General features: G+C 69.6%; 21 protein-coding genes, 1 tRNA gene and 1 pseudogene. 11 read left to right on the forward strand and 12 right to left on the reverse strand.

Features of this window, described 5'->3' with window-relative positions:
- Positions 1-57: 57 nt before the first annotated feature.
- Positions 58-1,323, forward strand: coding sequence for a glycosyl hydrolase family 18 protein (locus IE307_RS09175; RefSeq protein WP_229904549.1), 1,266 nt, complete (start codon positions 58-60; stop codon positions 1,321-1,323).
- Here the strand turns inward: IE307_RS09175 and IE307_RS09180 are convergent.
- Entirely contained in the window at positions 1,216-1,614 is a 399-nt protein-coding gene (locus tag IE307_RS09180) for a DMT family transporter (RefSeq protein ID WP_191297410.1), read from the reverse strand. The two genes, IE307_RS09175 and IE307_RS09180, sit on opposite strands and share 108 nt — an antisense overlap.
- Positions 1,614-1,928 (reverse strand): DMT family transporter, encoded by a 315-nt coding sequence (locus tag IE307_RS09185; protein ID WP_191297411.1) that lies wholly within the window; start codon positions 1,926-1,928, stop codon positions 1,614-1,616. Before IE307_RS09185 ends, IE307_RS09180 begins: the two co-directional genes overlap by 1 nt.
- A 40-nt stretch (positions 1,929-1,968) precedes the next feature.
- On the opposite strand from IE307_RS09185, the gene IE307_RS09190 reads away from it, so the two are divergent.
- Both IE307_RS09190 and IE307_RS09195 read left to right on the forward strand, forming a co-directional pair.
- Positions 1,969-2,874 (forward strand): 5'-nucleotidase, encoded by a 906-nt coding sequence (locus IE307_RS09190; protein WP_191297412.1) that lies wholly within the window; start codon positions 1,969-1,971, stop codon positions 2,872-2,874.
- A 23-nt stretch (positions 2,875-2,897) separates the two neighbouring features.
- On the forward strand, positions 2,898-3,815 hold the full coding sequence (locus IE307_RS09195) for a 5'-nucleotidase (RefSeq protein ID WP_191297413.1): 918 nt from the start codon (positions 2,898-2,900) through the stop codon (positions 3,813-3,815).
- Here the strand turns inward: IE307_RS09195 and IE307_RS09200 are convergent, their stop codons facing one another.
- The 5 genes and pseudogenes from IE307_RS09200 to IE307_RS09220 all read right to left on the reverse strand — a co-directional run bounded on the left by IE307_RS09200 (position 3,816) and on the right by IE307_RS09220 (position 12,183).
- Positions 3,816-4,529 (reverse strand): hypothetical protein, encoded by a 714-nt coding sequence (locus IE307_RS09200; protein WP_191297414.1) that lies wholly within the window; start codon positions 4,527-4,529, stop codon positions 3,816-3,818.
- Between the two features lie 97 nt (positions 4,530-4,626).
- A pseudogene (locus IE307_RS09205) lies at positions 4,627-10,060 on the reverse strand (ATP-binding protein).
- 300 nt (positions 10,061-10,360) lie between these two features.
- Complete coding sequence (locus tag IE307_RS09210; RefSeq protein ID WP_191297415.1) at positions 10,361-10,852, reverse strand: Gmad2 immunoglobulin-like domain-containing protein; 492 nt, start codon at positions 10,850-10,852, stop codon at positions 10,361-10,363.
- Between the two features lie 90 nt (positions 10,853-10,942).
- A complete protein-coding gene (locus tag IE307_RS09215; protein ID WP_191297416.1) occupies positions 10,943-12,016 on the reverse strand; it encodes a coiled-coil domain-containing protein in 1,074 nt (357 codons plus the stop codon).
- 85 nt (positions 12,017-12,101) lie between these two features.
- A tRNA-Tyr gene (locus tag IE307_RS09220) sits at positions 12,102-12,183 on the reverse strand.
- A 222-nt stretch (positions 12,184-12,405) separates the two neighbouring features.
- On the opposite strand from IE307_RS09220, the gene IE307_RS47245 reads away from it, so the two are divergent.
- The 3 genes from IE307_RS47245 to IE307_RS09235 are packed head-to-tail and all read left to right on the forward strand — an operon-like array spanning position 12,406 to position 15,737.
- Entirely contained in the window at positions 12,406-14,970 is a 2,565-nt protein-coding gene (locus IE307_RS47245; protein ID WP_268250346.1) for an ATP-binding protein, read from the forward strand.
- A 48-nt stretch (positions 14,971-15,018) separates the two neighbouring features.
- Positions 15,019-15,300, forward strand: coding sequence for a hypothetical protein (locus tag IE307_RS09230; protein WP_191297417.1), 282 nt, complete (start codon positions 15,019-15,021; stop codon positions 15,298-15,300).
- An 8-nt stretch (positions 15,301-15,308) separates the two neighbouring features.
- A complete protein-coding gene (locus tag IE307_RS09235) occupies positions 15,309-15,737 on the forward strand; it encodes a DUF4383 domain-containing protein (RefSeq protein ID WP_191297418.1) in 429 nt (142 codons plus the stop codon).
- Here IE307_RS09235 and IE307_RS09240 read toward each other — a convergent pair.
- From IE307_RS09240 to lnt, 4 genes are read right to left on the reverse strand one after another with little or no spacing between them, the layout of a single operon-like run.
- Positions 15,730-16,203, reverse strand: coding sequence for a TspO/MBR family protein (locus IE307_RS09240; protein WP_191297419.1), 474 nt, complete (start codon positions 16,201-16,203; stop codon positions 15,730-15,732). The genes IE307_RS09235 and IE307_RS09240 overlap by 8 nt on opposite strands.
- A complete protein-coding gene (locus tag IE307_RS09245) occupies positions 16,200-16,508 on the reverse strand; it encodes a hypothetical protein (RefSeq protein WP_191297420.1) in 309 nt (102 codons plus the stop codon). The genes IE307_RS09240 and IE307_RS09245 overlap by 4 nt, the downstream gene beginning before the upstream one ends.
- A gap of 58 nt (positions 16,509-16,566) precedes the next feature.
- Entirely contained in the window at positions 16,567-17,334 is a 768-nt protein-coding gene (locus IE307_RS09250; protein ID WP_191297421.1) for a polyprenol monophosphomannose synthase, read from the reverse strand.
- Positions 17,318-18,865, reverse strand: coding sequence for an apolipoprotein N-acyltransferase (gene lnt / locus IE307_RS09255; RefSeq protein ID WP_191297422.1), 1,548 nt, complete (start codon positions 18,863-18,865; stop codon positions 17,318-17,320). Before lnt ends, IE307_RS09250 begins: the two co-directional genes overlap by 17 nt.
- A 267-nt stretch (positions 18,866-19,132) precedes the next feature.
- On the opposite strand from lnt, the gene IE307_RS09260 reads away from it, so the two are divergent.
- Together IE307_RS09260 and IE307_RS09265 are read left to right on the forward strand one after the other, a co-directional pair.
- The gene (locus tag IE307_RS09260) at positions 19,133-19,738 is read left to right on the forward strand and encodes a TetR/AcrR family transcriptional regulator (protein WP_191297423.1); all 606 of its coding nucleotides are present in this window, start codon (positions 19,133-19,135) and stop codon (positions 19,736-19,738) included.
- A 110-nt stretch (positions 19,739-19,848) separates the two neighbouring features.
- Entirely contained in the window at positions 19,849-20,043 is a 195-nt protein-coding gene (locus IE307_RS09265; RefSeq protein ID WP_191297424.1) for a PspC domain-containing protein, read from the forward strand.
- A 66-nt stretch (positions 20,044-20,109) separates the two neighbouring features.
- Here the strand turns inward: IE307_RS09265 and IE307_RS09270 are convergent, their stop codons facing one another.
- Entirely contained in the window at positions 20,110-20,889 is a 780-nt protein-coding gene (locus IE307_RS09270; RefSeq protein WP_191297425.1) for a bestrophin-like domain, read from the reverse strand.
- A gap of 263 nt (positions 20,890-21,152) precedes the next feature.
- On the opposite strand from IE307_RS09270, the gene IE307_RS09275 reads away from it, so the two are divergent.
- The 3 genes from IE307_RS09275 to IE307_RS09285 all read left to right on the forward strand — a co-directional run bounded on the left by IE307_RS09275 (position 21,153) and on the right by IE307_RS09285 (position 24,579).
- On the forward strand, positions 21,153-23,237 hold the full coding sequence (locus IE307_RS09275) for a hypothetical protein (RefSeq protein WP_191297426.1): 2,085 nt from the start codon (positions 21,153-21,155) through the stop codon (positions 23,235-23,237).
- A gap of 69 nt (positions 23,238-23,306) precedes the next feature.
- A complete protein-coding gene (locus IE307_RS09280; protein ID WP_191297427.1) occupies positions 23,307-23,861 on the forward strand; it encodes an EF-hand domain-containing protein in 555 nt (184 codons plus the stop codon).
- Between the two features lies 1 nt (position 23,862).
- Positions 23,863-24,579 (forward strand): GNAT family N-acetyltransferase, encoded by a 717-nt coding sequence (locus IE307_RS09285; RefSeq protein ID WP_191297428.1) that lies wholly within the window; start codon positions 23,863-23,865, stop codon positions 24,577-24,579.
- Positions 24,580-24,628: the final 49 nt, after the last annotated feature.

Genomic DNA, 24,628 nt, shown 5'->3' on the forward strand with positions numbered 1-24,628 from the left:
TCACGCCTCGGTGCCGCCGGCCTAGCGCTGGCCGCCGCCGCGGCGACATTGACAGTCATGGCGCCTGCCGCGCAGGCCGCCTACCCCGCCGGGTTCAAGAGCGTCGGCTACATGCCGTCCTGGGCCGGCAACGTCAGCTCGCTTCCCTACAACAAGCTCACGCACATCAACTACTCGTTCGTGCTGCCGAACTCCAACGGCACGCTCCAGGGCCTGCCGGACCCCGGCAAGCTGCAGCAGCTGGTGAGCCTCGGCCACCAGAACGGCGTCAAGGTCTCGATCGCGGTCGGCGGCTGGAACGACGGCAACGACGACAACTTCGAGATCCTCGCGGCCAGCGCCAACGGCCGCACGACGTTCGTCAACGCACTGATCAACCTCGTCAACCAGTACAACCTCGACGGCGTCGACATGGACTGGGAGTACCCGGATCCGGGCGTCGAGGGCGACAACTACACGCTGCTGATGCGCCAGCTGGGCGACCAGCTGCACAGCCGCGGCAAGCTGCTCACCGCCGCGGTGGTGAGCGAGGGCGGCACGGCGAACGGCGTGCAGCCCGCGGTGTTCGGCATCGTCGACTGGCTCAACATCATGGCCTACGACGGTGGCAGCCCGCACGCGAACTACGACTGGTCGATCGCGTCGGTCAACTTCTGGAAGAACCGCGGACTGCCGGCCAGCAAGGCCGTTCTCGGTGTGCCGTTCTACAGCCGGCCGACGTACATCTCCTACCGCGACCTCGTCGCGCAGGACCCGGCCAACGCCAACCGCGACAGCTACAACGGCAACTCCTACAACGGTCTTCCGACGATCCGTCGCAAGACGCAGTGGGCGCTGGCCAACGCGGGCGGCATCATGAACTGGGAGCTCTCCCAGGACACGACCGGCAGCACCAGCCTGCTCAACGCCATCTGGGAGACCGCCGGCAACGGCAACCCCCAGCCTCCGACCGGCGGCACCATCACCGGTTTCGGCGGCAAGTGCGTCGACGTGGCCGCGGCGAACTCCGCCAACGGCTCCGCGGTGCAGCTCTACGCGTGCAACGGCACCAACGCACAGCAGTGGACCCGCAACGGCAACACGTTGCGCGCCTTGGGCAAGTGCCTCGACGCGTCCGGCACCGCCAACGGCGCCGTGACGCAGCTGTGGGACTGCACGGGTTCGGGCAACCAGCAGTGGACCGCGGAGGCCAACGGCCAGCTCCGCAACGCGGCGTCAGGACGTTGTCTCGACGCCACCGGCAACAGTTCCGCCGACGGCACCAGGCTCCAGCTCTGGGACTGCGCCGGAACCGCCAACCAGCGGTGGACCATCAACGCCTGATTTCAAGAACTTCAGGCCGATGACGCAGGCGATGATCCCGGTGAGGAACACGATCTTCCACGCGGAGACCGACTCCTCGCCGGTGATCATCGCCCACGCCACCGTCAGGGCGGCGCCGATGCCGACCCACACGGCGTACGCGGTCCCAACGGGAATGCGTTTCATGCCGAAGGAAAGGCCGACCATGCTCAGCGTCGCGGCGATCAGGAAGACCACGTAGGCCCCCTGGGACAACGCCGTCGCCCACACCGCCTCGAGCACGGCGCTTCCCAGCAACACGGCCCAGTACATCAGCTCACCACCTTCAGGCCCGCGACGCAGCCGATCAACGCGACGAGCAGCAACGCCCTGGCCACACCGAGCTTCTCCTCACCGCGCAGCACCGCGACGAGCACCGTGAGCACGGCTCCCACGCCGACCCACACCGCATACGCCGTGCCGACGGCGATCCCCTGCATCGCCCACGCGAGCCCGACGAGGCTCACCGTCATCGCCACGGCCCACACCACCACCGGCCACGGCCGCCGGAACCCGTTCGACGCGGCGAGCGCCGTGGCCCACACCGCCTCCAGCACCCCGGAGGCCACCAGCACAACCCAGTACATTGGTACGACCGTACCAGAACCGGCGGCTACGATCACCGTCGTGGCCCCCAGCCTGGAGAACCTGCTGGTCGTAGGTGTCGCGTCGAGCGCTCTGTTCGACCTGTCCGCGTCCGACGCCGTCTTCACCGCCGAGGGCGAACAGGCCTACCGCGCCTACCAGGAAGCCCACCTGGACGACCCGTTCGCACCGGGCGTCGCGTTCCCGTTCCTCCGCCGTCTGCTGGGCCTCAACGCGCTCGGGCCGTTGGTCGAGGTGATCGTGCTGTCGCGCAACTCCCCCGACACGGGCCTGCGCATCCTCCGCTCCGCCGCGCACCACGGCCTCGCGATCACGCGCGCGATCTTCACCGAGGGCCGCGCCCCGCACGAGTTCATGCCCGCGTTGAACATGTCGTTGTTCTTGTCCGCCAACGAGGACGACGTCCGCAAGGCGACTCTGGCCGGCATGCCCGCGGGCCAGGTGCTCACGTCGTCGTTCCAGGACGACGACGATCCCGCGTTGCGGATCGCGTTCGACTTCGACGGGGTGCTGGCCGACGACGCGTCCGAGCGGATCTACCAGAGCGGCGGGCTCGACCAGTTCCAGCGGCACGAGGCCACGAACGTCGTCACGCCGCTGGATCCCGGGCCGCTGCGGAACTTCCTCGCCGGGATCAACCGGATCCAGCGCCACGCCGAGGATCGCGTGCGGGTGTCGGTGGTGACCGCGCGGTCCGCGCCCGCGCACGAGCGCGCTGTCAACAGCCTCAAGGCTTGGGGGTTGACCGTGAACGACGCGTTCTTCTTGGGAGGGTTGAAGAAGGGGCCGATTCTGGACGTGTTGAAGCCGCACGTCTTCTTCGACGACCAGCGCGGGCACCTGATCTCGACGGTGCCTTGTGTGCACGTGCCGTTCGGGGTGTCGAACGAAGTCGATCGGGCTGATCATGGAACCCGAAACGACTGAACGGCCGCAGGCGATACATCCACATGGCCTACGAACTCAGTGATCGATTGGTGGTCGGCATCGCGTCTAGCGCGCTGTTCAACCTCAAGAAGTCCGACACCGTCTTCAAACACGAGGGCCTTGAAGCATACCGAAGACACCAACGACAGAGACGCGACAAGCCTCTGAAGCCTGGTGTCGCCTTCCCGTTCATCCGCAGGTTGCTCTCACTCAACGACTTGGGCGATGCCCATAACCCGCTGGTCGAGGTCATCGTCCTGTCCCGCAACTCACCCGACACCGGTATACGCGTCATGCGTTCAATCGCCCACCACAAGCTCCCGATCTCGAGAGCGATCTTCAAACAGGGGATCTCGCCGTATGACTACATGACGGCGCTCAACATGTCGCTGTTCCTGTCCGCGGACAAGAATGACGTGAACAACGCCGTTGCCGCCGGCCTACCGGCAGGACATGTGCTCAAGTCTGCTTTCAGAGACGACGACGGCGACGAGCTCCGAATCGCCTTCGACTTCGACGGAGTGCTTGCCGACGACGACTCCGAGAAGGTCTACGGCAGCGCCGGCCTTCCCGCGTTCCAGGAATACGAGACCGCGAACGCGGTCACCCCTCACCACCCAGGCCCTCTGCTCAACTTCATGCTCAACATCAACAAGATCCGGTCCGTCGAGGAGGCGCGTCGGATGACGGATCTCAACTACGAACTTCGTCTGCGCGTCGCGATCGTCACCGCACGCAATGCTCCCGCACACGAACGTGCGTTGAACAGCCTCAACGAGTGGGGCATCACGGCGGTGGACGACGCGTTCTTCCTGGGTGGCATCGAGAAGCGCAAGGTGCTGGACGTGCTCAAACCTCACATCTTCTTTGACGACCAACGACAGCACCTCGTGGACTCGGTGCCGTGCGTACACATCCCGTTCGGGGTGTCGAACGAATGATCAGGAGCGGTGCCACCACCGCTTCGCCGGCCGCTCCGGCGCTCGCACCGAGTCCAGCCCCATGCCTTCCAGCCACGTCACGATGTCGGCGTCGGTCGTGGTGTTCACCGAGAACGCCACGACCCGAGGATCACCGTCGCGGCGCACCACGTCCCCGGCCAGCACGTCCAGCAACGCGTCCGCCGACGGCGACGGCATCGGCTCGTCCACCGCGACGTGCACCATCAGGTGCACCTCACCGGCATCGGCCAACCGTCCGTCCGACACCCAGACGACCTTGACCGCGGGGAACTCCTCGATCCGCCGCCCCACCGCCTCGCGGAGCGCCCCGGCCAGCGCGTGCGCGGACGGGCGAGGCAGCAACCGCTCGCCCAACGTGTCCGAGCCGCGTTCCCGCAGCACGCGGTGCAGCAGTGGGACCGGTATGCCGCCGACGCCTTCCGGCGAGGGGAACCCCATTGTCACGACGTCGGTCAGCTCGTAGACGTCCATCAGCCCCAGGGCGTCGCAGAACACGGAGGCCTCCGCCTCCGGCATCCACTCGCGGCAACTCTCCTCGCTGGCGAAGCAGGGCAGGTGCGGTCCCGCGCCGAACATCACGGAACCGTTGGCCGCCAACGGGATGAAGACCCCGTGGTCGGCGACGGCACCGAGGATCGGGAGGTAGTCGTAGTCGGAGCGGTGCTCGAGAAGCTCGGCGAGTGCCGAGTTCACGACAGTCCCACCTGGACCGGAAATGTCACCCATCAAGATCCCCCGGAGAGAAAAGGCCCGGCCGTCCGAAGACGACCGGGCCTGATCCTAAGGGCCGCTACTCCTTCAGGCCCGCCTCGATCGCCTTGATGATCGCCGGCCGCAGCTCCGCAGCCGAGATGATCGCGTCGACCGCCCCGACCTCCACCGCGCGCTGCACGCTGTGCACCCGGTCGAACTCGGCGGCCATCTCGTTCAGCTTCTCCGTCCGCACCGCCTGACGGGTGGACGCCAGCTCCGCGGTCAGAGCGGCGCGCTCCGCACCAGAGGCCTCGGCCACCGCCGACTCCAGCTTCTTCACGCGCGGGTCGTTGGCCGTGCGGCCGTCGACCTCGCGGGCGAACACCACGGCCGCGGCGGGCGCGCCGCCGATGACCGAGGCGTAGGAGCCCTCGACGGCGAGGACCGTCATGGACGGGTTCAGCGCCTTGGAGAAGACCACGAACGCGCCGCCGTGGTAGCGCGAGATCACGGTGAAGACGATCGGGCCGCGGAAGTTGACGATCGCGCGGCCGATCTCGGCGCCGTACTCGAGTTGCAGTTCCCGCATGGACTCCGGGGAGCCGTCGAAGCCGGACAGGTTCGCCAGCACCACCAGGGGGCGGTTGCCGGAGGCCGCGTTGATGGCGCGGGCCGCCTTCTTCGACGACTTCGGGAACAACGTGCCGGCGGTGTAGGTGTCCGGGCCGTCGGTGGGCGGGAAGCCGGTGCGGGCGACGCCGCGCGACTCGACGCCCAGCAGCGTCACCGGGATGCCGCCGAGGTGCACGTCCTGGACGACGGCGGTGTCGGCGTCGGCCATGCCCGCCCAGCGCTCCAGGACCTCGTGGTCCTGGTCGGACAGGGCGCGCATGACGGTGCGGATGTCGAACGGCTTCTTGCGGTCCGGGTTCGACTCGACCGAGAAGATCTCGCCGACCGTGGTGAACGGGCTGTCGCCGACGATGTGCGGGTACGACGACACGTCACGCGACGAGGGGTCCGAAGTGGACACCCGGCGCGGACCGGACTCGCCCGGCGCGATGTAGCTGTGCTCGTAGTGCGCCAGCAGCACGTCGAACGCCGACCGCAGGTCCGGGGCCCAGTACTGCGCCTGGCCGTTCGGGCCCATGACGCGGTCGTAGCCGCCGATGCCGTAGTTGTCCTCCGCCGAGACGCCGCCGGAGAAGTCGAGAGCCTGCTTGCCGGTCAGTACCATCGCCGAGTCCGGCGTCATGACCAGGATGCCCTTGGTGTGCATGAGCATCGTGGCCTCGGCGTTCCAGTACGGCTGGGCGCCGACGTTGATGCCGTTGACGACGACGTTGATCTCGCCGCCGTCCTGGGTGAACTCGACGATCCGCTTCAGCGCGGCCGCGACCCAGTCCATGTTCTCGACACCGGAGCTCATCGAGATCTTCGCGCCGGACGAGAGCGAGAACCACTCCAGCGGAACGGACAGCGACTCGGCCAGGTCGATGGCGTGGATCACCCGCGAGCACTCGGGCTCGGCCAGCGCGCCCAGCGACTTGGTCGGGTCGCCGAGCAGCACCACGCGCTTCATGCCCTCGGGGTACGCGGGCGTCGGCGTGGTCACCACGCCGACCACGATGCCCGCCTTGTTGCCGCCGCGCGGGCGGTCGACGGGCACCAGCGCGCCCTCGACGACGTCGTGCTCCACGAAGGAACCGCCGTCGCCGACGAGCATGTCGACCAGCTCGTACGGGTAGATCGTGCCGCGGGACTGCGCGCGCAGGACGTTCTGGCGGTAGTCGTCCAGGGGCTGGATCGGCTCGGTCGGCGGCTGCACGAACGAGAACCGCACGCCGGAACCCGCGTCCTGGGCGATCCGCACGCCGATGTCGGTGAGCTCACCGGAGACCGGGTCGCGGCGGCGCGCCAGGAACAGGACCTCTTCCAGGTCCAGGCCGGCGGTCGTCGGCAGCACGCGCTGACCGATCGCGTCCAGGTCCTTCGAGCCGAGCTCGGTCGGCGGCCACGCGTAGAGCACCACGCGGTTGGTGGCGAGGCGGGTGCGGCCACCGGCCTGGGCGCGGGCCCTGCGGATGCCGTCCAGGCACGTGGCGAGCACGTCCTCGGCGGCGGGCAGGGCCGCGATCCGGCCCTCGTCGTCGCGCAACGGCGTCAGGTCGCGGACCTGGCCCAGCGCGACCAGGCGCTCGTCGGACTTGTTCGCCTTGGCCACGGCGCGGAACAGGTACACGTCCTCGTCCACGGAGGGCAGGCGCGTGAGGTCGAACTCCCGCAACCGCTCCAGCTGCATGCGTTCGGCGATGCGCGGGTGGAGCCCGCGCACCAGCCTCTCCTCCGCGAACCCGCCGGACGACGGGCGGAACGTGAAGTGGTGGTGCATCGACTCGCCGCGGCGGCCCGCCACCGTGGTGGTGATGCGGGTGATCGTCGGCGGCAGCTGGTGCGCGGCCAGGGCAGCACCGAGGCCGGCTGCCATCTCGTCCTGGTCGGACGGACCGTCGGGCCAGTTGACGTAGAGGTCCGCGACGACGGCGCTGCCGCCGCCGTGCTCGGCGACGTCGCCGATCGCGTCCGCCAGCGACGGGAACTCCACCGCGGTCGAGATGAGACGGGTCTGCTCCGGCTCGTTCTCCGCGAGGAAGAACGCGCCGTTCACGCGCGGGTTCTCCAGCGCCTTCTTGGTGTAGTAACGGCGGGCCAGCACCTCCAGCAGCGGGGTGTTGTCCGCGCCGGGCTTGCCGATGCGCTGGCCGAGCAGGCGCACCAGCGGTTCGGCCGACGCCACCATGGCCGCGATGCGCTCCTCGCGGTCGGCGGCCTGGGGCTGGGTGTCGAGGTGGATCAGGTGCTTGCGGACCTCGCTGTGCACGCGGGCGCGGTTGCGGCGCACCAGCGGCTGCGCGAACCAGGCGAACACCACGCTGCGGGCCAGGTCGGCGACCGCCGGGTAGCGGACCTGCGTCGCGGCGACGATGTGCTCGAGCACCAGGCCGACCCGCACCCGCTCGGACTCGACGGGCGGCGCCTCCTGCACCCACTGGCGCAGCAGGGTCGTCGCGACGACCGCGTCGAACACACCGCGGCGCAGCGCCACGAACACGCGGAAGACCGCCTGCTCCAGCTCCGGCGTGCGGTCGAGCTCGGTGATGCCGTAGTGGCCGATCACGCTCTGCAGGCGGGCACGGAAGCCCTCCGGCAGCGCCGCGCGGTCCGCGTCCAGCGTCTTGAGGTAGGTGTGGAAGTGCTCGCGCGGCGAGTGGATGTGGTTCTCCGGCTTGGTGTCCTCACCGGCGGGACGGTTGCGGGAGAGGTCGCACACGTCGGCGAAGATGCTGAGCAGCTCGGCCTCGGCGACCAGCGGCCGCTCCTGCAGCTCCTCGCGCGCGCCCATGTAGTTCGAGAGCACTCGCGCGGTCTCGCCGGCGGTGGTGTCGAAGCCCAGCAGCAACGCGCGCAGGTCGTCGAGACCGCGGGCGGCGAGCTCCTCCGGCCGGACGTCCGTGCGCGGTTCGGGCAGCTCCAGCTCGACCGACGACTCGGACTTCTGCTCCTCGACGGCGCCTTCCGCGTCCTCGATCTCCTCCAGCTTCAGCAACGCACCGCCGGCGGGCACCTGCGTGCCGACGACGACGTTGAGCTCCCGCAGCCGGGCGCGGAACGGCGCCCGCAGCACCCGGGGCACCGGCCTCGACCTCCGCTCCGACCGCCAGCGGGGTCGCGACGACGAGCGCGGGCATCGGCGAGCGCAGGACGCCGCCCTCGTCGCGGGTGACGCGGTGGGTGACGCCGTCGACCTCGACCTGGTGGACCGGGCCGTGCGTGCCGGTGACGACGCGGAACCGCGTGCCGTTGACGGTGATCTGGCCGACGTGGTGGTCGAACCGCTCGACGTCGACGTCACCGGTCAGCACGACGTCCGAGTCAGCCGCGGAGACGCCCACGCGGTACTTGGCCGAACCGGTGCGGGCCACGTTCACCACGTACGGCTGGCCGCGCAGGACGAACTCCAGCTTGCTCGCGCCCTCGTGGTTCGTGCGCGGCTGACCGCCCCGGGCGGACACCAGCAGCTGGGCGCGGTTGAGCTGTTCCTCGTCCTCGTAGACCTCGATGCCGGCCGCGGCCAGCGCGATCGCGGAGTGGCGGTGCGAGATCAGGCCGCCCTCGGCGCGGACGCGGTCGATCCACGAGGTGTCGCACGAGCCGTCGATCACGGCGGGCTCGTCGAGCAGGTCGAGCACGAAGCTCTTGTTGGTCGTGCCGCCCTCGATGATGACGGTCGTCTCGGCCATGGCGCGGCGCAGCTTGCCCAGCGCCTCGTCGCGGGTGCGGCCGTACGCGATGATCTTCGCGATCATCGAGTCGAAGTCGGCGGGGATCTGCGAGCCCTCGGCCACACCGGTGTCGACGCGGATGCCGGGACCGGCGGGGAGCTCCAGACGGACGATCGTGCCGGGGCACGGCGCGAAGTCGCGGTCCGGGTCCTCGGCGTTCAGGCGGGCCTCGACGGCGTGGCCCTGTTCGACGGGCTTGGAGCCCTCCAGCTTGCCGCCACCTGCGACGTGCAGCTGCGCCTTGACCAGGTCGAAGCTCGTGGTGATCTCGGTGATCGGGTGCTCGACCTGCAGGCGGGTGTTGACCTCGAGGAACGCGAAGAGCTTCTCACCGGGGTGGTAGAGGAACTCGACGGTGCACGCGCCGCGGTAGCCCACCGCGTTCGCGAGCCGCTCGGCCGAGGACTTCAGCTCGTCGACCTGGTGCGGCTCCAGCACGCACGACGCCGACTCCTCGATGATCTTCTGGTTGCGCCGCTGCACCGAGCAGTCGCGGACGCCGAGCGCCCACGCCGTGCCCTGGCCGTCGGCGATGACCTGCACCTCGACGTGCCGGGCGCCGGTGACGAGGCGCTCCAGGAACATCACGCCGGAGCCGAACGCGCGCGCGGCCTCCAGGCTGGTGCGCTCGAAGTTCTCCTCCATCTCGGCGGGAGAGGTGATCTTGCGGATGCCCCGGCCGCCACCACCGGCGGTCGCCTTGAGCATCAGCGGGTAGGTGACCTCCTCGGCCACCTTCAGGGCGTGCTCGAGGTTGTCGACGGCGCCGCGCGACCACGGCGCGACGGGGACGCCGACCTCCTCGGCGATCAGCTTGGAGCCGATCTTGTCACCGAGCTTGCGCATGGCCTCGGCGGACGGGCCGACGAACGTGACGCCGACCTTCTCGCACAGCTCGGCGAACTCGGGGATCTCGGCGACGAAGCCCCACCCGACCCACGCGGCGTCGGCCTTCGTCTCGACGAGGGCGGTCTCCAGCACCTCGAGGTTGAGGTAAGGACGGTCAGCCGCCAGGCCGAGGTTGTAGGCGAGGTCGGCCTCTCTCACGAAGGGCGCCGACTTGTCGACATCGGTGTACAGGGCGACGGTCTCGATCCGTTCCCCTGACTCGGCGGCGAGCTCACGGACGGCGTGGATCAGCCGCATTGCGGCTTCCCCGCGGTTGACGATCGCTACACGACTGAACAACGACTTGGCTCCTCGCGGACATGACGACCTCAGCGGCACACGCCGCCCAATCGATGTACACACTCTCGTCTACTACTCGGTAGCAAAACCGCTAGATCGGAACGAGTTGAGCAGCGTGCTTTGTATGAAACCAACAAGGCGCCAGGTCCCCGGCACAGCTTCACTTGAGTCCGTGTCCCAACTCACCACCGCGCTCGCTGCCACCGGGACCATCCGATCACAGCGGCGGCAACGAGCGGTAACTCCGCAGTCACCAGGCGGCACAGACCGGCCGGGACTCCCCCGGCCGGCGCACGGGGATCAGGACTGCGGAACCCTGATCACGGCCCCCGGTGTGATCACGTTGGGATTCGTGATGACGTGCGGGTTCGCCCGCACCAGCCGCGTGTAGAGGTTGCCGGAGCCGTAGAACTGGGTGGCGATCGACCACAACGTGTCGCCGGACTTGATCTCGTACTCCTGGTAGGCCCGGTAGCCGGGCACGATCCGAGGCCCGTACACGACCGGCACGATCACCTTGTCGAGCTCGGCGCCGTCCTCCGGCGACACCCAGAACACCTCGACGAAGAGCCGGTCGAGCGCGAACGAGGCACCCGACACGTCGACCCGCACCTGGAACTGGCCGTGGCCGCCGACCCCGTCACCGGCGGTGAACCCGCCGGTCACCTCGTCGTGGCCCTCGTGGACCCGGTAGCCGAACTGCGCCTCGAACGCGCCGCCGGCGGTACCGGCGATGTGGACGTGGCTCCCGACCAGACCCTGCGGCCGGGGCTGCTGAACGTCGATGGACATGTCTTCCCCTTCCTCCGCCCGTAAGTCGCGGGGCGGGAGGGAGGCGTTGCCGGGGTTCACCCCGGTGGCGCAACGGTGGTGGGAGATCGATTACCAGTCGACGTCGAAGCGCCTCTTGTACTCCTTGTAGCGCTCAGTCTGACGTCGCTCGGAGGTGTCCTGGTCCGGCATGTACTTCTCACCTCGGAAGTTCTGCGGTCCATGATCTTGGAACGGGTCCCGGCGATAGGTGATCTCACCCGACGCCTCGAAGTGGTAGTGACCGTGGAAGTGGCCGTCGCCCTCCACCAGCCCGCCGAAGAACACGTCGACGCTCCCGTCGGGGTTGTGCCGCACCACGGCCGTGTCGCGATACTGCACCGGGATCGCCGCGATGCTCAAAGCATCTTCTTTGATCGCCCTCAGCTCGGTCTTGCGGTCCTTGTAGCGATCGTGCGCCACGATGAACGAACGTTTGGCCGCCTTGTACCCGACACTAAGCCGGTCGTGTTCGTTCCTGGCCGCCAGGAACGCTTCTCTAGCTCGATCGAAGGCGTCTTTCGCGTTCCGCTGCTGAGTCTGCGCCCGCTCGCGCTCGGCCTTGGCATTGTCGAAGAGGTTGCGCGCTCGTTGGAACTCGTCTTTGGCGTGTTGGTATGCCGGTCTCGTCCGTTCCCATCCGGCCTTGGCATCACTGCTGACGTCGAGAAGCCCGCGTCGCTCCGCTTTGCACGCTTCGCGTTCAGCTTTATACCCGTGCCCTTCATCTGCCCACCTCCTCGCCGACGCGCCGTCCCTCGCGTTATGCGCGTCCGTGGCGCGATCGAAAGCGGCAAGCATGTTCTGGTGAGCGGCGTCCTCCCTGCTCTTCAAGTGGTCGATGCGCGAGCTGTGGCCAGACCGAACACCTTGATAGCTTTCCCAAGCCGCCTGCTGCACGTCCCGTGCGACCTGCATCGCCTCGTACGCCCGGTTCATGGCCTCGCGCAGCGCTGCCTGTCGATCCCAGGCCTCCTGCTGGGCTTTGTTGGCCGTTTCTCTCAAGGAGTGCATGCGGTTCATCGCCTCCTTGGCCTGTTCCCGACGTTGCCAGGCGGCGTCCTGGTCCTGGCGCGCGGACTCCCTGTGCTCCCCTGCCTGGTCAAGTGCAGCCTTCAGACGGTCCAGCTCAGCGTCACGAGGCATGTTCGCCACTCGATTCGATCGATCTCGACATCTGCTGCACCTACGTCGCGGCACGACACAGCCGCGTTAGCGCTATTGGAAGACGTGGTGGAGGTCGGAGTCGAACCGACTCTGCGCGAGGGCTCCCGTTTTACAGACGGGCGGGGCTCCACAGCCCCTTCTCCACCATTGTTCGAACACATTTCAAGCGCACGAAAAAGCCGCCCTGACCCGTGTGCACGGGCGGGCGGCTCTCCGCGTCGACGAGGCCTTACGGCGTCACGACGGAGAGCCTGAGCTGGGCGGATAGCTGCGCATGGGCCCACCTTCCCGCATCCCGCCGGGCCTCGCCAGCCATTTACCGGGGCATTCACGAGAAACGGGGCCGGGCGCCCGAGCGATACCCGGACGTGAAGGTCGTGGGGCGCGGCCGTGAGCTCGCCGCGGTGCGGACGTGGCTGGCGGCGGAGACCGGGCGGCTGGTGCTCTGCGGCGGTGAGCCGGGCATCGGCAAGACGCGGCTGGCCCAGGAGCTGGCCGGGCACGCGCTCGCGCTCGGCCGGGAGGTCGTGTGGGGGCACTGCGTCGAGACGGCCGGGGCGCCGGCGTTCTGGCCGTGGCGGCAGGTGCTGAAGGCGGCCGGCACGGATCCCGACGTCGTGCTGGCGCACGACGCGGAGGTGCCGCAGGACAGGTTCCGGGTGTTCGACGCGGTCGCGGCGGCGCTGGACCGCGAGGGGCTGGTGATCGTCGTCGAGGACGTCCACTGGGCCGACGAGGCGTCGTTGCTGGTCCTCGCCCACCTCGCCACGCACCTGCGGACGGTGCTGCTGTTCGCCACCTTCCGCGATCCGTGCCCGGCGGTCGCGGACCTCATGCGCTCGGCCGACCGGATCGACCTGCACGGGTTGTCCGCGGACGAGGTCGCGGAGCTGGTGGGGGCCGGGCACGCGGCCACGATCACGGAGCTGACCAGCGGGAACCCGTTGTTCGTCACGGAGATCGCCCGCGCGGTCGAGGACGGCACGTGGCGTGCCGACCAGCCGCCGCGCAGCGTTCGCGACATCGTCACCGCACGCCTCGCCCGGCTCTCCCCCGACGCACGCGAGCTCGTCAGGACGGCGGCGCTGATCGGCCGCGACTTCGACCTCGACCTCGCCGCCCGTGCGTCCGGAGTGCCGATCAGCGCGCTGGACGAGGCCACGACGTTGATCGACGCGACCGGGCACCGGTTCGTGCACGCGCTGACCAGGGACGCCGTCGAGGCCGCGCTCTCCCCCGCCGAACGGCGTGCGGTGCACCGCCGCATCGCCGAGGCCATGACGGGCAGCACGCGCTACGCCGACGTTGCCCGGCACTGGAAAGCTTGCGGGGCAACGGAAGAAGCTCTCACGTGGACCATCCGGGCGGCCCAGGACGCGGTGGCCGGGCTCGCCTACGAGGAAGGCGTGCGCCTCTACCGCGCGGCCGCGGAGACGAGGGACGGCAACGAGATCCAGGTGGCACTCGGCAAGGCGGCGTACTTCGCGGGGGACCTCGCGGGGTGCGTCCAGGCCGCCCAGCGCGCCGCCGAGCTGGCCGAGTCGCCCGAGCAGAGCGCCGAGGCCGCCCTGGTGCTCGAAGCCGCTCCCGGCGCGGGTGTCAACGCGATCGCGACCCCGTTGTGCGACAACGCTCTTCTCCTCGACGTCAGCCGTGCGACGCGGGCACGGCTGCTGGCCCAGCGCAGCCATCTCGCGTTCTACCGCGGCGAACAGCACCGGCTCGACGCGCTCAGCCGTGAGGCCCTCGAACTGGCCCGTGGCGACGACCGGGCGCTCGCCGAGGCGTTGCACGCCAGGCAGGAGGCGTGTCCGGGACCGGCCGGCCGTGCCGAACGCCTCGGGCTCGCCACCGAGATGATCGACCTCGCCCACCGCACGCACAGCCCGCGCGGTGCGATGTGGGGTTCGTTGTGGCGCGTCCACGCGTTGGTAGAGAGCGGTGAACTCGCTGCCGCGCAGGAGGAACTGCCCGCGTTGCGGCTCGCCTGCGAACGTGTCGGGGGCCAGGTCCCGTTGTGGCACCTCGGCGTCGTGACGGCGTGCCTCGCGCAGGCGCAGGGCCGGTTCGCCGAGGCCCGGGAGGTGGGCCGCAGGGCCTACGACCGCATGCGGGTGATCGAGCGCGAACCCGCGTCGGGCGCCTATTTCGCCCTGCAGTGCGGGCTCTCCTGCCATCTCGGCGTCACGGAGGACGGGCTCGCGCTGGCCCGTCACTTCCACGACCCACCGCCGCGCTTCCGGCTGATGGCGAAGCTGACGCGGGCGTTCCTGTTGCTGCGGGCGGGTTTCCGCGACGAGGCGCTGGAGTTCTACCGCCGTTGCGGGCCCGTAGCGGAGTGGGACCTGCCCGCGTTCTTCGTGCTGCCCGGCCTGGTCGACGCCGTCCTGGTGACGTCGGGGCTGGGTCTCGCCGACGACCTGGGGGCGGTCCTGCCCCGGCTCGCGGAGTTCCGGGGTGAGCACGCGGCGGGCAACGGCGTCGCGTACATGGGGCCGGTGACCCTCGCGCTGGGCCGCGGTCACCTGGCGCTCGGCGAGCACGAGCAGGCCGTCACCGACCTCACCGCCGCCGTCGACGAGGCCTCCCGCGCCGGCGCGGCCGCGTTCGCCGCCGAGGCCCGCTGGCACCTCGCGGCGGCGTTGCGCGCGCTCGGCCGCGACGCCGACGCCGTGCAGCGCGCCGCCGACCGCGCCATCCGCGCACTGGGCATGACCGCGTTCACCACGACCGAGCTGAGCAGCCGCGAGCACGAGGTCGCCTCGCTCGTCACCGAGGGCATGACCAACCGGCAGATCGCCCGGCGGCTGGTGATCTCCGAGCGGACCGCCCAGAACCACGTCCAGCACATCCTCACGAAGCTCGGCTTCAGCACCCGCAGCCAGATCGCGGCGTGGATGAGTACCGCACCGAGTACTCCGGCGGATGGCTGACCAGCGCGAACTCCCTACCTTCAGATCAACGACCTGAAGGAGGACCCCATGTGGCTCACCATCGCGACCCCGCCCACCCGCTCCCTCGACCAGCTCGACGCGGTCATGGGCGCGACCGCCCCGGAGGGCCTGCGCGCCCGCTACGCGTGCCAGGCCGACGGCGACTTCCGGATCATCGCCGTGTGGGACTCGAAGGAGCACGCCGACCGCTTCTTCCGCGAGGTCCTCGGCCCGGTCCTGGCCCGCGTGCTCGGCCCGGAACCGGCCGGGGCCCCCGCGATGACCGGCATGGAGGTGCTGCGGGAGTTCATTCCGGCCGTCGCCGGGTAGCCACCCGCATGCGACCAGTTCAAGCAGCGGCCTCAGCGGTCGGCGCGGCGTTCCTGCTCGTCGGTGTGCTCGGCTTCATCCCCGGCATCACCGCGCACTACGACGAGCTGAGCTTCGCCGGCCACTCGGGCGCTCTCCTGTTCGGCCTCTTCGCCGTGTCGGTCCTGCACAACCTCGTGCACCTGCTGTTCGGCGTGCTCGGCCTGCTCGCCGCGAAGAAGCCGCAGTCCGCCCGCGCGTTCCTGATGGCAGGCGGCGGCATCTACGTGTTCCTGTGGGTCTACGGCTCGGCGATCGGCGAGCACACGGCCGCGAACTTCCTGCCCGTCAACACGGCCGACAACTTCCTGCACCTCGGTCTCGGCGCCGGGATGATCGTGCTCGGCATCGCCACGACCGCGGTCGAACGGGCTCGCAGCGACTCCCCCGTCAATTGAGCAGCGCGATCGACAGGTTGAGGGCTCCCGCGAAGCTCACCCACGCCAGGTAGGGCAGCAGGAGCGCCCCGGCGACCGCGCTGCGCCGCCAGAACACGACGATCACGGCGGCGACGGCCAGCCAGAGGACGACGATCTCGGCGAAGGCCACCCAGAACCAGCCGAGCCCGAAGAACAGGGGCGTCCACGCCGCGTTCAGCACGAGCTGCCCGCCGAACAGCGCCAGCTCACCCCGCGTGGCGCCGGCCCGCCAGGCCAGCCACCCGGAGACGGCGATCATCACGTACAGCGTCGTCCACACCGGCCCGAACAGCCAGGAGGGCGGTGCCCAGGAAGGCTGCTCCAGCGCCGCGTAGGTCGATCCCGCGGACACGGAGAACAACGACCCCACCACGGCGGTCACCAGGACCGCCCCGGCGAACAGCCCGAGAGCGCGGACGGGGTGCCGTTCGGATACCAGCGTCATGCAGGGGTGTTACCCGTTCGGGAGCCGGGCAAAGCACGCACGATCCCGAGCACCGCCGCCCGGCTGGGCCTGGCCCGGTCGGCCGGGTTCAGCAGGGTGAGCTCGTCGACCAGCACGGCCTCGCGGATCTGCGCGTCGTGACCGGGCAGCTCGGCCCGCAACGCCTCCACCAGGCGTGATCGCAACGCCCGCCCCAGCGGGTCGTCCGACGGCAACAGCCGCCAGTGCGCACTCAGGACGCGGGACGCCACGTCCTCGCCGCCGACCGCCCAGAGCAGGCGGATCATCCGGTCCGCGAGGCCCATGCGTGCAACAGTGCGGTCCGGCGGTCGCGCTCGCAACCGCCGGACACGCGAACCGCGCTTACTTCTTCTTGCCGGTGAGCAGTGCCTTGACCTGGTTGCCGCGGCGGCGCAGGCCCCACTTCGTCACGCGGATCAGCGCCTCGCGCACGATGTTGCCGCTCATCTTCGACTCGCCGAACTCGCGCTCGAGGAACGTGATCGGCACCTCGCGGACCCGGAAGCCCAGCTCGAGCGTCCGCCACAGCAGGTCGATCTGGAAGCAGTAGCCGGCCGACGCGACCGAGGCGAGGTTCAGCTTGCGCAGCGTGTCCGCGCGGAACGCCCGGTAGCCGCCCGTCATGTCGCGGACGTTCGCGCCCAGCGCGAGCCGCGAGTACAGCGAGCCGCCCAGCGACAGGAACTTGCGCTGCGCGGGCCAGTTCACGACCTCACCGCCCGGCACCCAGCGCGAGCCCAGGACCAGGTCGGCCTTCGGCAGCGCGTCGAGGAGGCGGTGCAGCTGCTCCGGGGCGTGCGAGCCGTCGGCGTCCATCTCGCAGATGACGCCGTAGTCGCGCTCCAGCGCCCACTGGAAGCCCGCGACGTACGCGGCGCCCAGACCGGCCTTCTCGGTGCGGTGCATCACGTGGACCCGGTCGTCGGCGGCCGCCATCTCGTCGGCGAGCTGGCCGGTGCCATCGGGGCTGCCGTCGTCGACCACGAGGACGTGCACGTCCGGCAGTGCCGTGTGCAGCCTCTTGACGATCTTTCCGATGTTGTCCCGCTCGTTGTAGGTCGGGATCACCACCAGCACCTGCCCGAGTTCCTGGTCAGGCTGCTGCGCCATTCGAGTCCTTCCGTCGTCGGGTGAAGCCCAGCGCCAACGCCGCGAGGCCCGCAGCGGCAATCACCCACTCGGGCCAGGCTCCTAGCCAAGTCGCCAGCGTAGTCTGTGACCGCAGCGGCAGTGTCGCGACCAGGGCACCTGGCTCGAAAAGCCCAGTCTTTTGTGTGACGGAACCGTCAGGTTCGACGATCGCGCTCACCCCGGACGTGGCGGCCACGACGACCGCCCGCCCGTGCTCCACCGCCCTCACGCGGGACATGGAAAGCTGCTGGTAGGTCATCTCCGTGTACCCGAACGTGGCGTTGTTCGTCGGGATCGCGATGAGCGTCGCCCCGGCCGTCACGGAGTCGCGGACCACTGAGTCGAACGCCACTTCGTAACACGTGTCAATCGCGACCTTCGCGGGCCCCATGACGAAACCCTCGGGGTCGGTTCCGGGCTGGAACACGCCCGCGCGGTCGACCTCGGAGGCGAACAGCCGGAAGAACGACCGCATCGGCATCGTCTCGCCGAACGGCTGCAGCTTGCGCTTCGTGTAGGTGTCCGTGGCCCCCTTCTCCGGGTCCCAGAGCACCACCTGGTTGCGCGGCAGCCCGTCACCCTTGTCGACCACGACGGCGCCCACCGCGATCGGCGCCTTGACCGCTTTCGCGGCCCGGTCGATCAGCGCGGCGGCGTCGGGGTTGCGGAAGGGGTCGATGTCGGACGAGTTCTCCGGCCAGATCACGACGTCGGGCTGCTTCACCTTGCCCGCGGCCACGTCGGCGGCCAGTTCCTCCGTCCTCTTCACGTGGTTGTCGAGCACGGCGCGGCGCTGCGAGTTGAAGTCGAGGCCCGCGCGCGGCACGTTGCCCTGGATCGCGGCGACGGTGGCGGTCCCGGCGGACGCGTCCACCCCCACCGGCACCACCAGGCCCACCCCCAGCGGCATGACGACCAGCGGCGCGGCGAGCTTCCAGTTCTTGAGGAGCCAGAACAGCCCGAACCCGGTCAGCACGACCGCGAACGTCACCAGCGGCGCCCCGCCCAGCGACGCGAGCGGCAGGAACCAGCCCTCCGGCTGCCCGAACGCGATCTTGCCCCAGGTGAAGCCGCCGAACGGGAACACCCCGCGCAGGGCCTCGTCCGCGACCCACAGGCACGCCGCCCACAGCGGCCAGCCCGGCACGCGCGACGCGAACGCCATCGCGGCCGTGCCGATCGAGATCATCAGGGCGCAGGCCAGCGCGAGCGGCAGCCACGCGATCAGCCCGACGAACTCACCGGTCCACCGCAACAGCGGCACCATGAACCCGAGCCCGAACAGCAGCCCGTACCCGAAGCCGGCGCGCGCACGCCTGCCATGGATCACATACGCGAGCAGCGCGAACCCGACCGGCGCCAGGAACCACAGCGGACGCGGCGGGAAGCTCAGGTAGACGAGCACACCGCCGGCGAGGGCGAGTGCGATGCGCAGCAGCACCGGAGTGCTCACCTTCCGCCTGCGGGCGGGCGATTCCGGCGATTCCGGCGCGATGGGGGGTGCGACCACCCGATCAGCGTACGAGGCCTCGGAGCAGCGGCGCGGGCGCGTGCCGGCTCGCCGTGGTCGCCGAGTCGAAGTGCGCGGCCCGTTCGCACGGGAGGGCTGTTGGGGCGAATGGCCATTGAGCGAAACGGCGGAATGGTGGTTCCACACCGACGACAGCCGTTATCTCGATTCCGACGGCCATCTCCACTGGAACGTCCGGAAAAGGTCAACGAGCGCCGTCTTCGTTCCCCCTTTCGGTAAGGTTCGGTCCAAATCAGGAGGTGACGGATGCCCCGTCCAAGCGTGGAAGCCGAACGCAAGGCGCAGATCCTCGCGTCCACCTGCAAGGTCATCGCGGCAGAGGGCTTCCGCCACCTCCGGGTGTCCGACGTCGCCAAGGACGCGGGCGTCTCCGGCGGTACGGTCCACTACTACTTCGAGACCAAGCGCGAACTCACCGACGCGGCCTTCGAGCACTGCTTCCAGGTCTCGGTGACGCGCCGCCGCTGGATCCTCGAGTCCGACGAGCCCCCGCTCTCGCGCCTGCGCATGGTGGTCGAGTCGTACCTGCCCGAGGGCGCCGAGACCGTCGAGGCGTGGAAGGTCTGGGCCGAGCTCTGGGTCGAGGCCATCCGCAACCCCGAACTGCAGGAGCTCAACGAGCGCTTCTACGGCGAGTGGCGCGACATCGTGGCGAGCATCTTCCGCGACGGCCAGGCCTCCGGCGACATCACGACGTCCGGCGACCCGCTCGAGCTCGCGAACATGATGGTCAGCATGCTCGACGGCCTCGCCTTGCAGGTGCTGGCGGGCTCGAAGGCCATGACGGTCGACACGATGCGCGTCATCTGCCTGCGGTTCGTCGACCAGCTCTCGACCGCCAACGTCGGATAGCCCCCATCTGTTGCGATGAACGCCCCTGGAATCGGGTGACGTCGCTCATCCGGGACATATCAGGGTTGGTCCCGATGCTAGGAACGACCGATTTTGGGCATCCTTGGTTCATGACCACGACAGTTGCTTTGAGCAGGCCCAGGACCAACCGGATGATCGCGGGTGTCTGCGCGGGGCTCGCCCAGCGCTGGGGGATGAAGGCGGGCACCGTGCGCCTTCTGTTCCTGCTGTCCTGCCTTCTGCCCGGACCGCAGTTCGTCGTCTACATCGTTCTTTGGGTCATCATGCCCAGCCGCGACTACTGAGTCGTGGCAGGAACGGCCGCCCACTTCCCCGGTGGGCGGCCGTTTCCGCGTCAGGGGACGAATCCTTCAGCGGTTCTCGTCCACGGGGATGCCGGCCATCTCCTCCGTGAGACTCGTGAACGATTCCGGCTCCACCCGGAACCACCCGTCGAACGGCTGCGTCATCCCCGCGCACAACACGCACACGAGAGCCAGCACGGCCGAGGTGAGGCTCATCTGCAGGAGGTGCCGCCTCCGCGACGTGAACCCGATCATCAACGGGAACACGATCATCGCCACGGCACCCGCGATCGTCCCGATCAGCATGATCTCGCCGGTGTTGTCCAGCCCGCTCGCGGAGTCGAGCCGGTCGCGCCGCAGGTCGGTGATCTCGCGCATCCGTTCCAGGGAACGCTCGCGCGCGCTCTTCACCTGGTCCGGGGACGAGGGCAGCGACAGGACCTCCGAGTGCAGCGAGTTCAGGGTCGCGGTCGTCGCGTCGTCGGACTCGCCGACCGCCAGCCGGGGCCATTCCTTGTCCGCCACCAGTTTCGGGTACTCGGTCAGCAGCGAGCGGAGATGATCTCGCTGGGGCTGCGGCATGACCGCGGTCTGCCAGTAGACGTCGGCGACGGCGGCGGCCTCGCGTGAGGCGTTGTCCTCGGCCGCGCCGCTCTCCTCCCAGACGATCACCACGTAGAACGCCAGCGCGACGATGAACAGGCCGCTGACCACCGCACCGAGGAAGCCGCGCGAGTCCGCGTCCCTGTCGTCGGCCTGCTCGTGGGCACGGGAGCGCCCGAACAGGATGCAGGCGACGACGGTCACGACCACTGCCGCGAGAACGATGACTAGCCCGGTCCACATGGCCTCCATCTCCCCACAGCCGACACCGTTTGACCACCAACACCACGCTTCCCGGCACTCTTGTGCGCCCGTCAAGACCAACGGCGGGGTAATCCGGCGCACAGGGAGTCCACATCGGATCTCCCTCGCACAACCCCTTGACACGAACAGGGAAACCGACTCGCGCAGTCCTCGACGGAGAGTGAGGACGCGGTGATCAACGGGCGGTGACAAGCGCACCGAAGCGTGCCAACCTGTGCGCCGACCCGACCGGAAGGCGTGGCATGCGTGCACCGATCCTCATCGCCGTCCTGCTGCTGGTTCCGCTGTTCACCCCCGGACCCGTCGCCGCGGCCGAGGTGTGGCGCACGCAGTTCGACGAGGCGGTGTACGGGGACGTCACGGTCGTCGGCAACTCCGTCCTGACCTGCCCGACGCCCGCGCAGGCGGGACACCACCCCAAGTACCCGCCGCAGTCCTGTGTGGACGCGTTGAACCACAAGGGCAGCGGCCCGTCCGCGCTGAACAACGGCCACCGCATGTCCTGGAACGACGTCGACGACGACCCGGCGACGTTCACCTCCTCCAGCGCCGAGCTCACCATCCCGGCCGGCGCCACCGTCGCCTACGCCAAGCTCGGCTGGGCGGGCAGCGCCACCTGCCACGACGCCGAGAACCCGCCGGGCACGCCACGTGACCCGGTCATCTTCAACGGCACACGCGTCGAACCCGGGAAGTTCGTCGCCGACGCGCCGGGCGAACTCTCCCACACCGACACCGCGTTCTACAGCGCCGAGGCCGACGTGACTCGCGCGCTCACGAGCGGCACCGTCACGGTCGCCAACGTCTGGGCGCCGCAAGGGTTCGACTGCTTCGGCGGCTGGTCGCTGACGGTCGTGTGGAAGTTCCCGAACGCCACCGCGGCGGCGCCCGCGAAGCGCCACATCGCGGTGCACGGCGGCCACGTCCGCCTCCCCACGCAGAAGCCGGTGTTCAGCACACCGATCGCACCGACGCACCCCACCGGCGGGGTCGTCCGCGTGGGCTTCACCGCCTACGAGGGCGACTGGGCCACGGACGGCGACCAGATGCTGGTCAACGGAACGTCGATCGGCGGGCGCAACGCGTTCGTGTCTTCCGCACAGGGTGCCGCGCATCCCAACAACATGAGCGTCGACGCGCGCACGGTGACCATCGGCGAGGACGTTCTCAAGCCTGGCACCAAGAGCGCCGAGCTGGGCTTCAAGAGAGCGGACGACGCGTTCCTGGTGCAGAGCATCACGTGGTCGTTCCCGCTGCCCGAACTCACGCTCGCCGTCACGCCGGAAAACCCCGCCGCACACCCCAAGGACACCGTCACCCAGACCGCCACCGTCACCAACGTCGGTGACGCACCGGCCGCGGACGTGACCGTGTGCGGCCAGCAGGTCGGCACGATCGCTTCCCGTGCGACGGCAACGCGCACATGCACGTCCACGGCGGCCGACGACGACTACCCCGCCACCGTCGCGGTGAGCGGCACCAGTCTCGCGGGCGATCCGCTCGCGACGCAGAAGGCGTCGACCGTCGACGTGCTGCACCCGGCGTTGCGCGCGGCCACCACGACCGAACAGATGACCGCGCTCCCCGGCCAGGCCGTCAAGTTCACGACGACGGTCACGAACACCGGTGACACGCCGCTGTTCGGCCTGGCCGCTCGCGCGGCCGGGGGATGCGACCCCATGCAGGGCCAGCTCGACCCCGGCGCCACGGCCGCGGTCGGGTGCTCCGCCCCCGCCGGCGACGAGAGCGGTGCGCTCACCTCCACGGTGAGCGCGGCCGACAAGCTCGGCGGCAAGGTCGAGGCGTCGGCATCCGTGCAGGTCAAGGTGGTCTACCCGCGACTGACGATCAGCGCGGTCTGGTCGAAGGACCGCGCTGGGGACGGTGAACGGGTGACCGTCACGGTCACGGTCGGCAACCCGTCGGACCTGCCGATCACCGACGTCCGCGTCGAGGGCGAGCCCGCCGCGTGCCGCAGGACGTTCCCGGTGCTCGAGCCCCGCGAGCGAGTCACCTACACCTGCGAGGTCACCGCCCCGCAGAACTCCCGGCTGACGGTGTCCGGCGCGGGTGCCGCCGGAGCGGTCAGCGAGAGCGCGGTCGTCCGGATCGAGTCCTTCAGCGCCCCGCTCCCGCCCGAACCACCGGCACCCGAACCGGGAGCGCCCGAACCGCCGGCGCCGAGCCCGGCGCAACCGGAGCCCCCGCGACCCGTCGCGCACGTCCAGCAGGTGTCGAAACCGGCGGTCGGCGGGGTGGCGGCGATCGTCGGGATGATCGGGATGGTGGTCGTCGCCAGCGCGTTGTCCGGCCTGGGGCGCCGCTGAGCCTGAAGATCCATTCACTGTGTGGAAACGGACGTGTTGTTTCGCAGCCGAATGAGGTAGAAGGGCCTCATGGAAATCACCGCCTTCCTGGAACGCAAGCTGGCCCGCCGGTTCCGCACCTACGACACCGACGGCGACGGGTTCATCGAGCGGCGGGACTTCACACAGGCGGGCGAGCGCACCACGAAGGCGTTCGGGCTGGCGGCGGACGACCCGAAGGCCGTCCGGTTCCACGAGCAGCTGATCGGGTTGTGGGAGCACCTGGTGTCGGTCACCGACCAGGACGGCGACGGCCGGATCAGCGTCGAGGAGTACAAGACGGCGTTCGCGAACGGGTTGCTGGAGACGCCGGAGTCGTTCGACAAGGGCTACGTGCCGTTCCTCGACGCGGTGATGGCGGTCGCGGACGGCGACGACGACGGCAAGCTCACGGTCGAGGAGCACGCGAAGTGGACCGGCGCGTTGATGGGCCTCTCGGAACGCGACGCCCGGGGCATCCACGACCTGCTGTCCGACGAGGACGGACTGCTGTCCACACAGGCCCTGCTGGCGGCGATCCGGGAGTTCTACTTCTCCGAGGACCCCGCCGAGGCCGGCAACTGGCTGCTGGGGTCGTTGGACTGACGTGCTGCTGAAGACGCTGCAGGAGCACGCGGCACGGGCCCAGCCCGCCGCGCACGTCGAGGAGGCGGGCGGCTGGTGGCTGCGCCACTCCCCCGGCGACGCGTGGTGGGTGAGCGCGGTGCTGCCGCACGACCGCGAGGACCGGGTGGCGAGGGCCGAGGAGTTCTGCGCCGAGCGCGGGGCCGGGGTGAAGTTCCAGATCACGCCCGGCGTGTGCGCGGAGGACCTGGACCGGGCGCTCGACGACAGGGGGTACGCGCGGGGTCACGACATGTCCCTGCAGATCGCCTCGACCTCCGAGGTGCTGCGCCAGTCCCAGGCGGACGCGGGCGAGGTGACGGCCCGGCCCACCGACGCGTGGCTGGCGGCCTGGCAGGAGGTGACCACGCGGGACGTCAGTGCCGAACGCGACCTGCTCAGCCGCGTCGAGCACCCGTCCGCCTACGCGCACGCCGAGGTGGATGGGCAGGTCGTCGCCGTGGGACGCGCGGTGGCCGAGCAGGGCTGGGCGGGCGTGTTCGGCATGGCGACACTCCCGCACGCACGTGGGCAGGGCGCCGCACGGACCGTGCTCGCCGCACTGGCCTCGTGGGCGGCCGCGCGCGAGGTGAACCACATGTACTTGCAGATGGAGAAGGCGAACACCACGGCGTTCAGGCTCTACGAGCGGACGGGGTTCCGTGAGGTGTGCACCTACCACTACCGAATTCGTGGCTAGGTAATCACGAATCAAGAAGGCAGGAGCCCGGTCTCCGAGCTAGTTTTGC

Origin of the sequence: Lentzea cavernae (assembly GCF_014653695.1) — a bacterium.
GTDB classification, from domain to species: domain Bacteria; phylum Actinomycetota; class Actinomycetes; order Mycobacteriales; family Pseudonocardiaceae; genus Lentzea; species Lentzea cavernae.